Annotated in this window: 10 protein-coding genes; 5 read left to right on the forward strand and 5 right to left on the reverse strand. The window is 44.8% G+C overall.

What is annotated here, in order from left to right:
• Positions 1 to 11 precede the first annotated feature (11 nt).
• Positions 12 to 1,745 (reverse strand): RagB/SusD family nutrient uptake outer membrane protein, encoded by a 1,734-nt coding sequence (locus BMX11_RS16060; RefSeq protein ID WP_090886075.1) that lies wholly within the window; start codon positions 1,743 to 1,745, stop codon positions 12 to 14.
• Between the two features lie 12 nt (positions 1,746 to 1,757).
• Entirely contained in the window at positions 1,758 to 4,934 is a 3,177-nt protein-coding gene (locus tag BMX11_RS16065) for a SusC/RagA family TonB-linked outer membrane protein (RefSeq protein WP_090886099.1), read from the reverse strand.
• A gap of 290 nt (positions 4,935 to 5,224) precedes the next feature.
• On the opposite strand from BMX11_RS16065, the gene BMX11_RS16070 reads away from it, so the two are divergent.
• The 5 genes from BMX11_RS16070 to BMX11_RS16095 all read left to right on the forward strand — a co-directional run bounded on the left by BMX11_RS16070 (position 5,225) and on the right by BMX11_RS16095 (position 15,477).
• Positions 5,225 to 9,154: a hybrid sensor histidine kinase/response regulator transcription factor gene (locus BMX11_RS16070; protein WP_175474588.1), complete on the forward strand. Its 3,930-nt coding sequence runs from the start codon at positions 5,225 to 5,227 to the stop codon at positions 9,152 to 9,154.
• A gap of 218 nt (positions 9,155 to 9,372) precedes the next feature.
• Complete coding sequence (locus BMX11_RS16075) at positions 9,373 to 10,209, forward strand: glycoside hydrolase family 16 protein (protein WP_090886079.1); 837 nt, start codon at positions 9,373 to 9,375, stop codon at positions 10,207 to 10,209.
• 189 nt (positions 10,210 to 10,398) lie between these two features.
• Positions 10,399 to 12,591 carry a glycosyl hydrolase family 18 protein gene (locus tag BMX11_RS16085; protein WP_090886083.1) on the forward strand — a complete coding sequence of 731 codons (2,193 nt, stop codon included), beginning with the start codon at positions 10,399 to 10,401 and terminating at the stop codon, positions 12,589 to 12,591.
• A gap of 1,027 nt (positions 12,592 to 13,618) precedes the next feature.
• Positions 13,619 to 14,848, forward strand: a complete 1,230-nt coding sequence (locus BMX11_RS16090; RefSeq protein WP_090886086.1) for an exo-beta-N-acetylmuramidase NamZ family protein — start codon at positions 13,619 to 13,621, stop codon at positions 14,846 to 14,848.
• Positions 14,849 to 14,943: 95 nt separating this feature from the next.
• Complete coding sequence (locus BMX11_RS16095; protein WP_090886088.1) at positions 14,944 to 15,477, forward strand: Crp/Fnr family transcriptional regulator; 534 nt, start codon at positions 14,944 to 14,946, stop codon at positions 15,475 to 15,477.
• 50 nt (positions 15,478 to 15,527) lie between these two features.
• Here the strand turns inward: BMX11_RS16095 and BMX11_RS24740 are convergent, their stop codons facing one another.
• From BMX11_RS24740 to BMX11_RS24350, 3 genes are all read right to left on the reverse strand, one after another.
• Complete coding sequence (locus BMX11_RS24740; RefSeq protein ID WP_090886089.1) at positions 15,528 to 15,683, reverse strand: DUF2256 domain-containing protein; 156 nt, start codon at positions 15,681 to 15,683, stop codon at positions 15,528 to 15,530.
• Complete coding sequence (locus BMX11_RS16105) at positions 15,670 to 16,149, reverse strand: DUF4385 domain-containing protein (protein ID WP_090886091.1); 480 nt, start codon at positions 16,147 to 16,149, stop codon at positions 15,670 to 15,672. The genes BMX11_RS24740 and BMX11_RS16105 overlap by 14 nt, the downstream gene beginning before the upstream one ends.
• 6 nt (positions 16,150 to 16,155) lie before the next feature.
• Positions 16,156 to 16,386, reverse strand: a 231-nt coding sequence (locus BMX11_RS24350) for a hypothetical protein (RefSeq protein ID WP_175474589.1), incomplete at its 5' end; no start/stop codon positions are given.

Below are 16,386 nucleotides of genomic sequence, written 5' to 3' on the forward strand. Positions count from 1 at the left end.
CAGTAAAATAATTAATACCCGAAATTTTGCTGGGCAGCGGGGATGCCGTCGTTGGCATTTAGCTCAGATTGAGGAATAGGTAATAACAGGTTCTTTTTTAAAGCATCTGGGGTGTTAGGCAATATCCGGTCACGGAATGCCGTAGTATTGTTAGCCGCCAGAGCAGCTGCAATGAACGCTTTGGTTATATTGTGGTTATTGTGGCGATCAACGATAGATTTTAGAAACTCTGTTCCCCTGCGGCGAACATCAACATACATTTCATATTCCCCAGCCAGCTCAAAGAGCCTTTCATTGAAAAGCATGGTACGCATGGTAGCCTGGTCAATGGCAGTGGTCAGGCTTTTAGGATAAACTGAGGTAGTGGCTGAAGTCCTGGCTCGGGTCAGTACAAGATTTAAATAATCCTTTGCTTTACCCGCATTCCCCAGCTCGTTTTCTACATCGGCCATCAGCAATAGAAAATCGGCATAACGGTATACCATCAGGTTTTTGTTGCTGTTCTGGGCAGTAGAGCTCAGGTCCATTTGCTTTACATAGTAAGGCCATCCCTGGTGGTCGCCGTTTTTATTAATATAAGCTGTTTTCATCGCAGCAGATATTTCTTCGACCTTAGGGTTGGTCGGATCGGCCAGGCTGGCATAACGAATGGAATCGCTGGCCAGGGCATTTACCCCGGAAGTAGTAGAGAGATATGGGTAAGCATATATCCGGAAATTGTTGGTTTTGGCCTGGGCATAGCTGGCCGCAAAGCTTACCTTTAACCTCGGATCATCCGGATAGGTTCCCCTAAAGAAGTCATAAAAAGCTTTACTTACTTTCACCCTTCCCCAGGTAATGCCACTGGTAGCGTTCGATGGGGCAAAGATCCAGTTTCCGCGGTTTCCAGTGTAAAGCGAGGTAATGGAAAAGTTAAGCTGAAAGATCGCCTCTTTAGAGCTCGCTAAGTTATTGGCAAAAAGAGACGAGAATTTTGTTTCAAGACCGTAATTGCCAGCTGAGATTACCTTATCGCCCATTTCTTTGGCTTTGGCCCAATATGGCGAGCTGGGAGAATTATCATGGCTGCCCATCATCCAATAAAGTTTAGCCAGGTAAGCGTATGCAGCATATTTACTTGCTTTACCCATAGCTGCGCTTCCCAGTTCTTCTTTGGTTGAAAGGTTAGCGGCAGCTTCCAGCCAGTCTTGTTCTACCTGCGCATATACCTGCTCCCGGCTTGATCTTCCTAAGGAGATAGTTTCGGAAGTAGTAGGAGATATCCTTAAAGGTACCCCGCCAAAAAGGTTGGCCAGGTTAAAATAACAAAGTCCCCTCAAAAATTTAGCCTCGGCTGCTGCCTGCTTTTTATATTTTTCGCTCAGCGGGCTTTGTTCCAGGCTTGCAATAAAGTAATTGCTTTCGCCAATGGTTTTATAAAGCCCGGTCCATACCATAGATACCAGTCCATTGGTAGCCGGGATAGCCATAGAGGCATAAGTATCCTGATCTGAGCCATTGGTTTGTGCCCAGCCCAGGCCAGAGGCACCTACGGTGATTTCAGGGATAGCCTGACCATAGGCATTGTATGTAGTCAGGTAACCATAGCAGGCCCCAAGAGCTAAATCGGCCGTAGCTTCGCTTTCAAAGGCCGTTTTACTGTTAATAGTATATTTGGGATCTTCTTCTAATGCTTTTTTACAAGCAGCAAAATTTAGCGCTAGCATGGCTAGGGCGATGCAGGAGATATAAATATTTTTTTTCATGACGCTAATAGGTTAAAAGGTAACATTCAAGCCCAGGATAAACTGGCGTGGATTGGAATAAGAGTTCAGGTCGATACCTGGTCTGAGACCATCGAAGGCAAATGTTCTCATCTCAGGATCATAGCCTGAGTAATGGGTAATCACAAAAGCATTTTTTACCGAAGCAAAGACATTCAGTTTCCCTATGGCTTTAAGTGCCGCTTTGGATAGGGTATACCCCAAGGTGATATCACTGCAGCGAAGGAAACTGGCATCTTCTACATAACGGTCATAAACCACGTTTTGCAATACAGAGTTTACAGAAGGATAAAGATTGCTTTGGGCGGTACTGCGCCAGGCACCCTGATACGCCGCATTTATCATATTAGATGTTTGCATCGAAGGGGTTTGTTCGTAGCGGATATTCCCATTGAGCACATCGCCACCTTTAACGCCATAAAAGGCAGTGGAAAAGCTAAAAGGGCCAAAGTCCAATGCTGTCTGAAAACCGTAGTTAAAATCAGGATTCGGATTACCGATGATGGTTTTATCGTTGGCATTGATTACCCCATCGCCATTGACGTCTACTACTTTAATATTACCAGGGGTCTGGGTGAAAATAGTAGAGCTTGGCCTGGTTTCCCCTGTTTGGATGATGCCATCGGTTTTATAACCCCAGAATAGCCCCGGAGCCTGGCCTACAATAAAGATATTGGCAGGCCCGAAATGATCGCCAATGGAGTTACCCAGATAAGCACGGTATGTTTGGTTTCCATATTGGGCTTCAGGGATGCCCAAATCTAAAATTTTAGAGCGGTTCAGTCCTATATTGGCTGAGATGGTCCATTTAAAATCTGTTCTTTCAATCAAGTTCGAAGATAACGAGAATTCAAGGCCGCGGTTTCTGAGCGAGCCCTGGTTTAAGGTAATGGTTGAGAAGGCTGTAGAGGCTGGCAGGGCTTTTTCAATCAGCAGATCTTCGGTTTTTTTATAATAAGCGTCTATCGTACCGCTGAGCTTGCCCTTAAAAAAGCTGAAATCGATTCCGGTATTGAATGCAGAGGTCGTCTCCCACTTCAGGTCGCTGTTCTGCAGGTTACTTACTGCAATAGCCATCGCTTTTACTCCTACCGAGGTGGCATAGTCAATGGTTTGGGTGTAGTTATAAAAACTATTATAAGGCGAGATCGACTGACTGCCCGTACGGCCATAACCCGCGCGCAGTTTTAGCTGCTCTATCCAGTTTAGACTTTTAATCCAATCTTCCTGGTCTGCCTTCCAGGCCAGTGCCATAGAGGGAAAGGTTGCCCAGCGGTTGCCGGCCTTGAACTTACTGCTTCCATCCGCCCTAGTGGTAATGGTCGCTAGATATTTTCCTCCCAGAAAAGATAGATTCAGACGGGCAAGGTAAGAGAGTAGTTGGTAATCCTGTTGAACGGGCTGCAGCCGGTTAATGATCGAGGCCATATGCAATCCCCCGGTACGCAGGTTTTTAAACTGAAAGTTAGTGCCGGTTGTTCCATTGCTCAACCAGTTATAATCATCGTAGGTCACCCCGGCGGTTGCGCTGATATTGACCAGGTTTTCAATCTTACCGTTATAGTTAAGCAAGTTCTCTGCCGTATAGTTATTGCTGCTTAGGTCGGTAAGGGCAAGCAGGCCATTGTTGTTGAGTCCTTGAAAAAGTTGTACGCCGTACCATCTGGCACGGTCCTGAAGCATCAAATTGCCTCCACTTCTAAGCGTGTAGGTAAAGTTTTCAGAGATCTTCCACTTCAGCTCGGCAGACGCCCGTGCTGACTTTTCATTGGTAATATCATCGTAATCATTCAGCCAGGAAAGGGTAGTGGTCCGGGCCTCCTCATTTGCCAGCAGCGTTGGATCATCCGATGGGATTTCAAAAGGGGCAGAATCGATAGCAGTCCGTGTAATAGAGCCGGTTACCCCGCCTCTGGTATTGCCTCCTGTCATCATGTTATTCTTCTTTACGGCGCCGCTCAAGGAGGCATTAAAACTTAAGCTTTTTGATAAATCCCCGCTAAGGTTTAGCCTTAGTCCACCTTGTCTCATACCCGTTCCTGATATAAGGCCTTTGATATCCTTGTAATCTGCCGAGAGGTAATATTTGATGCGGTTTTCTCCGCCACTTATGGCCAGGTCGTAATTTTGAGAGAAGGCATTGCGGTAAATTTCTTTTTGCCAGTTATGTTCTGATACCAGTTTATAGGTGGCAGGATCCACGGGATTATAAACCTGCCCGGAGAAGACATAGCGTATTTGCCCATCTACGGGATAAAACTGCGCCCCTGCAGTACCGGAACGCTCGTTGCGGTAGGCGGCATAAGTATCCAGGTTTAACATATCCCTTAAATTAGTCGCTACAGCAGTGGTAAAGTTACTGCGGAAGTTGATATTAGCTTTTCCGCTCTTACCTTTTTTGGTCGTTACAATGATTACACCATTAGCTCCCCTGGAACCATAAATAGCGGTTGCCGAGGCATCTTTTAGCACCTGAATATCTTCTATATCTGAAGGGCTTAAGTTGGTCAGGGGATTCTGGGCAATCTGAAAATCAGATCCCCCAAGGGCACTGGCCGGAAAGGCACCGGTAGAGGCCTGTGGGATGTTATCGATAATATACAGCGGTTGGTTATCTCCACGCAGCGAGTTAGCCCCTCTGATCGTCACCGAAGAGGCGGCTCCAGGAGTAGCTACTGATCCAGATACCGATACCCCGGCTAGTTTTCCCTGAAGGATGTTTTCCACAGAGAGTGCTTTAGAGGCCTCAATGTCATTAGGTTTTAAGGAGGCGATTGCGCCTGTTACGTCACTTTTTTTAACGGTACCGTAGCCGATCACGATCACATCGTTCAGCAGCTTATTGTCTTCTACTAGCGTCACGTTAATTACGCTGCGCCCCGCGATTACAATAGACTGCGTTTCAAAGCCAGTGAAAGATACTTTTAATACCTGGTCAGATGCCGAGGCCTGAATACTAAAATTTCCAGCGGCATCGGAAGAAGTATATTTCTGTGTGCCCGTTATTTGAATAGTCGCCCCTGCAATGCCCTGGCGGGTATTGTCAGTTACTTTCCCCGAGATTTTGCGGTCCTGTGCCGATAGCGTGAGGGAGCAAGAGATCATAAAAAAGAGAAAGAGCACAGCCGGCAGAAAAAGCCGGATTGAATAGTTGCTAAGAATTCTTCGCATAGTAGTTTGAATTTGGTTAAAAGCTTTGGCCGGTTTACCACAAACCGGTACATTCCCAGCTAGTGCCGGAAAGATCAAAAGTAGCCCGGGAAGGCTTCGGCAGATGTTTAAAGCTGTCCAGTAATGTTCCAAAATCGTCTATAATCCTGCTATTTTCTTCGGATTTCACCTTTGGCAGGATAGGACACTTGCCTATACGGGAGGGTATAACTATATTTATTGGCGAATCAACCCTAATGCGGATTTTGTCTGTTAAATATTATAAGCACATTATCATAACCCTTCAGCTAATGCTCGGTATCTGTCTTCGAGTAGGCGCAGATGAAGGTTATAATTTCAAACAGATTTCTCTTAACGATGGTTTATCGCAATCTACCGTTCGCTGCGTGCTTACCGATCAAAAAGGTTATATCTGGATCGGAACCCGCTCCGGCCTGAACAGGTTTGACCGCTATAAGCTTAAAAGCTATTTCTACAGCACCAGTAATCCTGGATCAATCCCTTCCAATCAGATTAATTTTTTGCTTGAAGATAAATCCGGGAAAATTTACGTAGGAACCGAAAACGGTTTAGTGAGCTACAATGCAACCAATGATGATTTCCTGCCAGTTCTTTTTAATGGCAAACCACTGCTGGTTCGTTCGGGTCTGTTGACCAATAGTGGCTTATTGCTAGCCGGAGAAGGGAAACTGTATAACCTGACAAATGGCGGCGTAAAAGAAATTCTTACAAAAGGAAAGGTAAAAACTCCGGAAATGTTTAGCTCGATAAGGATCTGGAAGCCAGGAAAGCTATTGCTCGCTACCCGCCGAGATGGGCTCTGGATTTATGAGCAAAAAAGTCAGAGCTTAACCCGCGCGCCCTTTATCAGCGATAAAGAGATCATGGCGTTATATGTTGACCAGCGGCAGCGTGTCTGGGTAGCACCCTATGGGCAGGGGCTAAAAGGATATGATCCCTCTGGAAAATTCTTTGCCTGGTATAATAGTGCTAATTCAGCTATCAGTAGCGATGTGGTACTGGATATGATTGGCGAAAGGGATAAACTCTGGATCGCAACAGACGGTGGAGGTATCAGTATTCTGGATATGGATAAAGGCAATTTCTCCGTTCTGCGGCATATTCCCGGTGATGCATCTTCACTGCCAGAAAGCTCCATCTTAAGCCTTTACCGTGATAAAGATAAAAACCTCTGGGCCGGAAGTATCCGTGGGGGCTTAATTCTGATTCGAAAAGCATTCCTTAGCACCTTCAGGGAAGCACCACTTAATGCGGTTTATGGCCTAAGCGAACGAACGGTATTAAGTAGCTTTGAAGAAGATCCACAAAAAATCTGGGTGGGCACAGATGGTGGGGGAATTAATTTGTTTAATCCTGCGAGTGCCAGCTTCAAACATTTTCCTGCCACTTACGGCTTAAAAGTTGCCTCTATTACAGGTTATGATCAAAATCACTTGCTTATTTCCGCTTTTAGCAAAGGACTTTACCTCGTCGATAAACTTAAAGGGAGCATTTCTCCTTTTCATAAGGCGGAGATTAGCCCGCGGGGTAGTATCATTAGCTCATCGGGGCTGGCGGTTAATTTATACCATGTCCCACAGGGAGGGCTATATTTGTTTACCGATAAAATCTACCGCTACGAAACCGGGCCAGACCGCTTTAGCGAGATTCCTCTGCAGCTCAAAATCCAAAGGCCCGGACCATTGCTAAGAATCTATTCTGATCACCAGAATAGCCTGCTCTTTTCACCTTACGCTTTACTGAACTTAAATCATGGCAGTAACACAAGTCGAACCATTCTAGAACTTCCCGCGGGCAGCGATGCCATCACGGCTGCTGCCCGAGATCCCAAAGGCCGTATTTGGATAGCCAACCGCACTGGGCTCATGCACTATGATCCACTCCAGAAGAAGCTTGTCAAAATTACTACCAACCTATTTAGCGAGGTATCCGCACTCGCGGCCGATAGCTTGGGCAGGCTTTGGATAGGTGCCCAAGGGATTGTTTTTTTATACCAGCCCGAAAAAAACAGCTTCATTACTTTCGGAGAATCCGATGGGGTAGTTCCCAATGAGTTTCTGTATAAACCTTCGCTAGTCTCCACCAGTGGCGATATATATCTGGGAGGTGTACGTGGATTATTGCAAATTAGAAAAAATATCCCTGCAATTCCCTCGCAATACCCTGATATTGCACTTATGGGTTTGCAGGTGAACGGCGTTCCATTGAATGCAGCTGAAAAACAGGTAGTCGATATACCCTATAGCCATAATTCCCTGCTACTAAGCGTTATGGCCAGAGAGCACGATGTCTTTAGAAAAAAGATGTTCCGCTACCGCATAGATGGGCTGGATGGACAGATCATCGAAAGCTACGACCATACCCTCTCGCTCGGGTCTCTGCCAAGCGGCCTTTATCACATACAAGTCTCCTGTAGCCTAAAAGGTGGGGGATGGAGCAATTTTAAACAAATTGTGTCCATAAGGGTCAATCCCCCATGGTATAGGAGCTTCTTGTTCATAGCTTCAGTTATTATCTTTTTGGCAATAATTGTAGTTTATTTCTATCGCCTAAGCATTGCTAAAAACCGCAGAAAGCTACAGTGGGAAATGAAAGAACATGAGCAGCGCAGCTACGAGGCAACGATCAGGTTCCTGATCAATATCAGCCATGAACTCCGTACCCCGCTTACCTTGATTTATTCCCCCCTACAGCGTATGCTTGCAGGTGAAAGCCTAGAGCAGACACTGCGTTCCAGACTCGCAAATATCTTTCGTCAGGCTGCCAATATGAAAGATATCATCGATATGGTGCTCGATGTACGAAAGATTCAGCTAGGCGAGGAAAAGTTATCACCTGAGATCATAGACTTTAATGAATGGGTACTCAGCACGGCCGGCAATTTTGAGCCAGAGCTTACCGAACGCGGTATCAAGCTTATTTACAAGCTTCAGCAAGATGTTGGTATATTGGAATTTGATGCTAAGAAATGTGCGTTGGTACTCAATAACCTGCTATCCAATGCCCTTAAATTCAGCAGGCCTGATAGTACGGTTACCATTTCCAGTGAAAGGCTTAATGGCATTGTTCGCCTCAGCGTAGCTGATGAAGGAATAGGTCTGGGAGATACCGATATGAAGCAGCTCTTCCGTCCATTCTACCAGGGCGGGCATGGCCAGCACGGTAGTGGAATAGGCCTTTCCTTCGCGAAGATTCTTATTGATATGCATAGTGGGACTATCGGAGCTAAAGCAAATGTCCCTCAAGGGGCTGTTTTTTATTTTGAGCTGCCAATAACACAGGCTGATTTTACAATATTGCAAAAGCAATCACAATCAGCATCACCGCAACAAAAAGAAAAGGTAGATACCCACGAAATAACACATTCAGCGCAGCAACCTGTACTTATAGAAGATACAACATCAATAGCCAGTAGCTTTTCAATAGCTGCTTATTCTATTCTCATTGTTGAGGATCAGCGGGAATTAAGGGACTTTTTGGCAGAAAGTCTAGGGGCAGGCTTCAAGATAGTCTACACCGCGGAAAATGGAGTAGAAGCACTGAATATTGTCAGCAAATCCTACCCTGATATAATCGTCAGCGACGTAATGATGCCTGGTGGCGATGGTTTTGAGCTATGTGAGCACCTTAAAAGCGATATTTCTATAAGTCATATCCCGATAATATTACTCACCGCCCAGGGTGATACCCAAAGCAGAAAACTCGGCTATAAACTCGGAGCAGATGGATACCTTTCTAAACCTTTCGATTTAGAACTCTTAGAGGCGATGCTGACCAACTTGCTTAGAAACCGGGAAGCTATTAAAGCACGTTATAAAAACAGCAGGATCCTGCCTCTGGCTGAAGAGGTTACCTTCAGCCGGGCAGATGAGCTGTTTATGAAAAAGCTCAACAGCCTAATTGCAGACAATCTGGATAAGGATGGATTAGATGTAGAGTTTTTAATCGATAAGATGACCATGAGCAGGGCAAGCCTTTACCATAAGCTTAAAAATATAGCCGATATCGGCGTGAATGACTATATCAATAAATTCCGCCTTGAGCGGGCAGCCCAGCTCCTGCGCAGTACAGACATGAGCATAGTAGAGATAGCCTATTCTCTTGGATTTAATACCCAGCGTTATTTCAGTACAGTATTCAGACAGGCTTATGGTGTTACCCCAACTTCATATCGGCAGCAAAATAGCCCGAATAGCTAACCAAATAAGCGAAGTGCCAAATAACAGTTTCTATTATCTTCCGCTTATCAATAGCCTGCAAGTAGCAGGTGAATAAAATGGCGGCGGAAGAAAATGACCGGATCTACCAGATAAGAATGGATTATTTCTGGCCATTATTGAACATCTTGTTGATATGATCAACAGATATTCGTTTTCATGTTATCCCAATAAATCTGATAACCCAAAAGGAAATACACATGAAAAAGAAAATCTTTATGGGCATGGGAATGATGATGCTCCTTGCCTGTTCAACAAAAATGAGCTTGGAAAGAAAATCATTCCTATCCAAATCCAAAACCGAAAAAACAATCGCCGAAAAGCCTGAATGGAAAATGGTGTTTTCCGATGATTTTAGGAGCCAAGGTTACTTTGATAGTACAAAATGGAGCTTCTGCTCTCGTCAGCCCGCTGCCTGGAGCAGGTACCTGACCGCCTCCCCCAAATATGCCTATCAGCGAAATGGAAAGCTGGTATTGCGCATGGATAACGCTGTAATAGCTGAAGATAATATTCCATACCATTCAGGTGGAATACAGAGCTCAGGTAAATTTAGTATCCGTTATGGTAAGATAGAGGTAAGAGCAAAGTTTAAAAAAGGGCAGGGCTCCTGGCCAGCCATTTGGATGATGCCTGAAAAACCTACCGCTTATGGTTCATGGCCAAAGAGTGGAGAGATCGATATTATGGAGCATGTTAACAATGAAGAGGTCGTACATCAGACCATTCACAACGCACGGGTTACTTCCAGTAATGGAACAAGTACTTCTACACACCGTGCAAAATATAATGCCAACAGTTACAATACCTATGGTATAATATGGAATGCCAGCGCGATAGATTTCTATATAAACGGGACATTTCAATATCGATATGAAAAAGGCGTGGGCACCAGCCCTATCGGCTGGCCATTTGATAAACCGTTTTATATTATTCTCAACCAATCCGGTGCAGTAGGCTGGCCAGGTCCCGCGAAAGCAGAAGATTTGCCTTTTGAAATGCAGGTCGACTGGGTGAATGTTTATAGCCGGGAGTAAAAAAATATCCCTCACCGAAAAACTAGGGAAGATAACTTTAAAAAAGTCTTTTAACATTCAAAGAATAGATAAGAGCGGACATTTTATAGACAGAATGGGAAGTCTGGATTTTAGTTGCAGGTTAATTTTGATTAGATCGCTGGCTAATAATAGCCAAGCTATCAAACCTTAACCAAATATAAAAGCAACATGAAAAAAACAACTTTTATGCAGCGAACGTTATGGCTGCTGTTAAAATCGGTGTCGTTATTGCAGGGCAAACTGCTAAGCGTTCGCCACTCCTGCAAAACACAAAAACAAGTAACGCTAAGACTAATAGGACTGAAAGGTCTGACCTTCTCATTAGCAATGTTGGGCGTAGTGTCCATGGCAGGGGCTCAAGGCTATATTGGCGGGTATATTCGACCCGATAGGCTGGAGACAGGGCAGATCAGCAATGCCCTGATACAAAAAAATACAGATCTTATGGTATTGGGCTTTTATCCCAAAAGTGATGGACATTTACAGGTGACTGACCATCAAGCGACCTTTGGCACGGGTGCTACCCGCCTTGCCTCCGCTTCAGGGAGAACAGGGGTTATCTCGTTCAATGGCGCTAGCGGCGCAGTAATGAACGGTAAACAAGATCTGCTAGTCAGTAATTCAACATTTACCTTTGCCAGCTGGGTATATATCAATAGCCAAAGTACCTACGTTCCGGGAAAGTTTATATTCAAAAAGGCTGAAGGTACTAAAGAAATTAGTCTACGCATTGGCGGTAGTTATGGTCAGGTTATATTCAGGGTAATGGACGGCAGTAATAGCTACCAGGCTAGTGCAAACGCGCCATTAACAGGTATTTTGGCCGATACCTGGAACCATATAGCGATTACTTTCAACGGTGCCGCTGCCAGCGGAAGTCAGGTTAAACTATATGTTAACGGCACTGCTGTTACAATGACCGCAACCGCTGCCTTTCCTGCAGCACTACCTACAACTAACAGTAATTTTATGCTTGGCGAGAATTTCAGCGGAATGTTAGATGAACCGCTTGTGAATAACCTTGCATTGGTAGAAAGTGAAATTGATCAATATGTTTTAGGCAATTACCCTTTCAATACTTTTAACCAGACCAAAACAGTAGCTTTTTGGAATTTCGATGATGCTGCCAATCCGGGAAAAGACCTGAGGTCCCATAAGATTTTGTTTAGTAAGGTACGCACACAGATCGGCGGTTCGCCAATAAAACTTCATATGACCGTTTCTGGGGGGACTTGGCAGACTGCGGTATCTACAGCAACTGGTAGAAGCAATTTTGCCAGTGATGTAAACGATATCGTAACCGCGGAGAGCCTTGATGGAGTTGATGTGGACCTGGAATGGCCTACCGCTAATACTGAAGCAGCATTTGCAAATTACAGAGCCTTTATAGTAGCGTTGCGCGCTGCATTAGGAAGCAGCAAAATCATTGCGCTTTCCCTGCATCCCGGTTATTATAAGGCGGGAATGGATGCGATAAACGCGGCAAACCACGTTGCCCTTCAAATGTACGGTCCCCAAACCTCCTGGTGGTCTTACAGCCAGTTTGTTTCAGCTGGTGATGCGGCAGTTGCTTACGGTATTCCCAAAGCAAAGCTTATCATGGGACTTCCTTTTTTTGGAACTACCGGAGTTGCTGGAGAGCAGGTAGGCTATAAAGATATCATTACGGCAAACCCTAGCATAAGCTTCTCTGCAGATCAGGCTACATACAATGGTAAAACCTATACCTTCAACGGCGTTAACACGATCAAACAAAAGGCATCTTACGTTTGTCAGAAAGGTTTGGGTGGAATAATGGCCTGGGATCTTTCACTCCATATGGCTAATTATGATGACCCTTACTCACTGCTTAAAGCGGCTATTTCTATTTTAGATACCTGTAGCAGTTCTGCTTTTTCTTCTCTTAGTGCATCAAAAAGCAGTGATCAGTTGGCGGTGGACTGGACCACAAGTCGCAAAATAGACGATGGATACTTTCTGGTCGAAGGATCAAAAGATCAAGTGCATTTTTATACTATAGACTCTATCGCCACCAAGAAAGTAAACGGTTCGAATAACAAAATTTCCTATTCCAGTAGAAAAACTGAGATTTTCCATAATACCCCATTGCAAATGGGAATGTCATTGTTGATGGGGGGCATTATTGTCCTGCTTGGACTTGCGGCAATAAAAAGCAAGCGCCAGTTCAGTATGATTCTTTTGCTACCTGGTATCGCATTATTAGCAGCAATCTCAGGATGTAAAAAGCAAGAAAATCCAGATGCGCTCAAAAGTCCTGAAACTTTATATGTGAGAGTCGTGCACGTAGATAATAGTGGAAATAAAACTTTTAGTCCCGTTGTAAGCGTTCAAAACCAGTAAATTTAGAATTGCTATTGGATGATTGCCTCGCTGTTTAGTAAAATATGACTGAAACACTGGACTAGGTTTGAGTATGTGCATATTATTACTCAGGGGGCATCTCCTTTAGTTTTCACAAACGGAAGGTAGAAGCAACTGTGGTTAATTTCAATCGTAGTGAAATAGAAACCAAATATTGTAAGATTAGAAGGCTTATAATCTTTTGATGCTCTTGTGCTGGTAAGTAATCCTATAAATTTGATAGTTTATTGATTGATGTTGAGTATTAATTCGCTAATTATTAGTTAATGAGAGGGTTTTTTTATTTGTGATTTTTGGTGAATAATAGGTTGTTTTCCTATTTTTGCCCCGGACTTTTGGACTAGGTATATGGTTTTCCCCAGCTAAACCTCCTTGGCGCGCATACCGATGCCTACCAGGGAATAAACCAGCTGCTCAGCGAAAAAATAGACTTTCTTTTTCTCGACATCAGAATCCCCACTTCAGGACTGGATGTGGTCAGGCTGATTCGGGAACAGGCATATTTTCTGATATTTACAACCGCTTACCCTGAGTAAGCCCTGGAAGCCTTTAAAGTGGATGCTGACGGATAGCTCGTCAAGCCGTTTTACGTGGAGGATTTCGGGAAGGCGGTAAATAGCGTTCTTAAGCGCAACCGCTTGCGCGCTATTGCTCCGCTCAGCTTACCTTAAAGAGGGGAAAGCGATGCAAGAGAAGATAAGCTTAAAATTCCTGAAGGCCTTATTTTTAAATCAGCTTTACCAAAGCTATGTTTTAGTCATTAAAAGACACTATCTGATCTAAATAAGAAAACCTTCGGACGGTCATCAGCCAGGCGCAGAGAGTATTAGCATCTCAGGCGAGGATTCAACCGGTATGATCCGGCTTAAGAGAACAGAAGAAACCTCTGGTAAAGAATTGCTTTTTTTTGCACTTACCGGTAAGCACATTCAGCGCAGAGTTTCGTATTTTAGTATGGCCGCTGTGATTTTACTGTAAACACTGGCCTAACCTTAACCCTGATAAGATGATAAGATTTACCTTTATCCCCATTTTCATTCTGCTTACTAGGGCCTTTTGCGGATCAGACCCGCAAGGTACTCAGAGCGGGCCCGGCAAAGTCGATAGCGCTAAGATCATCACCGGCGCTGATCAGACCGAAAAATATCTGCCTTATTTAAAAGGGAAAAAAATCGGTATGGTGGCCAACCAGAGCTCCATCATAGCGGGCAAAAGCAGCGTAGACAGTCTGCTCAGTCTGGGCGTTAAAATCGTAAAAGTTTTTGGCCCCGAGCATGGTTTCAGGGGGAATGCAAGCAATGGCGCAGTAGTAGCAAGCGAAGTGGACGCCAAAACCGGCATCCCGATCATTTCCCTCTACGGGCGCAATGAAAAACCGAGCCGGGAACAGTTGAAGGATATCGATCTCATGGTCTTTGACCTGCAGGACGTGGGCTGCAGGTACTATACCAACATCAATACTTTGCAGTATGTCATGGAAGCCTGCGCAGAAAACAACAAAGAGCTGCTGATTCTGGACCGTCCCAATCCCAACGGCTATGTCGTAGATGGACCGGTGATGAGTGAAGAAAAATATAAATCTGCCATCGGCATCCACCGTATACCCATGACACATGGGATGACCATTGCAGAGTTTGCCCGGTATTTGAATGGTGAGGGTTACTTAAAAAAGCCCTGCCGGATCAAAATTATCCCTGTTGCAGGATATAACCACGATATGGGCTATGAACTGCCCGTCCATCCCTCACCAAACCTGAACACCCAGCAGGCTGTTTTACTTTTTCCCAGCCTCTGCATGTTTGAGGGTACAGCGATCAATGAAGGCCGAGGAACTTATTTGCCCTTTACCATTCTGGGCGCGCCCGCTTTAAAAGGCAGATATAGCTTTTCCTACAAACCCCTAAGCATTCCCGGGATGAGCGAGCGGCCTAACCACAGAGATACCGTATGTTACGGAATCGATCTTCGCAGCTATGATACCAGCAAACTTCGCAAACGCCGTGAAATCAATTTATCTTGGCTTATTGAGCTCTACCGGGCGTATCCGGATAAGGCACACTTTTTTGGCGCTGAAAGAGGAAGTACCGGCGTATCTCCATTTGACCTACGCATCGGTACCGATGCTTTGCGCAAGCAGATCATTGCGGGCCTACCGGAATCCGAAATCAGAAAAAGCTGGGAGCCGGGACTGCAGCAGTTTAAAAAAATCCGCAAAAAGTACCTGCTATACCCCTAGCTGTGGATCGGAGAGGCCATCGCAGGATTGTTTACCGATTTTCATTTTTACCAAATGTTAAAAAAAGCCTCACAGAGAAAACCGAGATTTGAACTATGGAAGCTTTTTTCAACTACATTCTACAGTTCGGAAACCTGAACAATCATCAGGTCAATTTCATTACCAGCAAAGCCAGGCAGATGAAGCTCGCCAAAGGCGAGTATTTCTCAGAGGCCGGTAAAGTTCCCAGATATGTAGGATTTCTACAAAAAGGGGTTGCACGGTTCTGTTACTATAACAACAGGGGAGAGGACATCACACATTCATTTGTGGAAGAAAACAATTTTATCTCAGACCAGCAACGCTTCGAATCACAGATCATCTCCTCGGAATACATCCAGGCCGAGCCCGACTGTGAGCTGCTGAGCTTCTCTAAAAAAGACTGGGACGAGATCGGCAGCAGCATTTTGAGCTGGAAAGAAATCGAACAGCTCATCATCAAGAACTGTTTGCTCAAGGCCATCGAACGCCGAAGCCCATTGATCTCAGAAGATGCCGCCAACCGGTATAGCATGTTTAATGAACATTTTCCGGGCCTTGTCAATAGGGTTGCCCTTTCCCATGTAAGCGCTTTTAAAGGTTTCCTGTAATAAGGCGGATTCTGATGCTACAGTCGAAAAACGATTGTAAAAATTAATATTCAATCTCCAGCTGTTTTTTTCCTGCCACGACTACATTTTTCCGAACAATACTTCACTTCCTCCCAGACCTTTTCCCATTTTTTTCGCCAGCTAAAGCTGCGTCCACAGACTGCGCACTGTTTTTCAGGCAAATGCTGCTTTTTAACCCCTTTCATCTTTCCAGCTCTTCTTCATTTCGGCATATTGCTCATGACCTTCCGCCAGTTTCCATTTATCGTAAAATATCGCTGCTGATTCTGCTTTCTGTTCATCACCCGTACCACGTTCAAACTCACGGTAACCATCACCAGCATCATATTTCCTGCCACCCTTATAATTGGCATAACGCCTGGATCTGGTATAGCCCATCTGCAAGTACTTACGCGCCATATCCGCACCCACAAAATCCCCCTCTTTCAGGTAAGCTAAAAACAGGGCATAAATTTTTTCACTGCTCTGCCTTGCTATCTCCGGAGTTTTAAAACGCCAGTATCGGCCAATCTCACTTTTATAGGGTTCACAGATCAGCACACCCTGCTCACCCTTGCCCACACGGTAGCTGCCCGGATCTATACGGTAATCAATGTCCGGTTTCCAGGCATACTTGTTTTCATCAAAATTCAGATAACTGGGCTTTCCCATAACCCATTAATTTGAGTCCTCCTTGATGTGATCATTCAGATAACTTTGGGCGCTGGCCAAATCATCATCCACCTTGGCTTTCGCCTCCATTGACCCATAGTGCCGGGAATCCTCAGCGAATTCGCTGGAAAGGCTGAAATGCGTTACCCTTTCTTCCGGTCCCCCGAGAGCAGCTTTTCCAACCACGGTAAAAATGCCCTCGATATCCTCATGTACAAAACTGTACTTGACCTGAAA

Source organism: Pedobacter rhizosphaerae (assembly GCF_900111155.1).
Lineage (GTDB): Bacteria > Bacteroidota > Bacteroidia > Sphingobacteriales > Sphingobacteriaceae > Pedobacter > Pedobacter rhizosphaerae.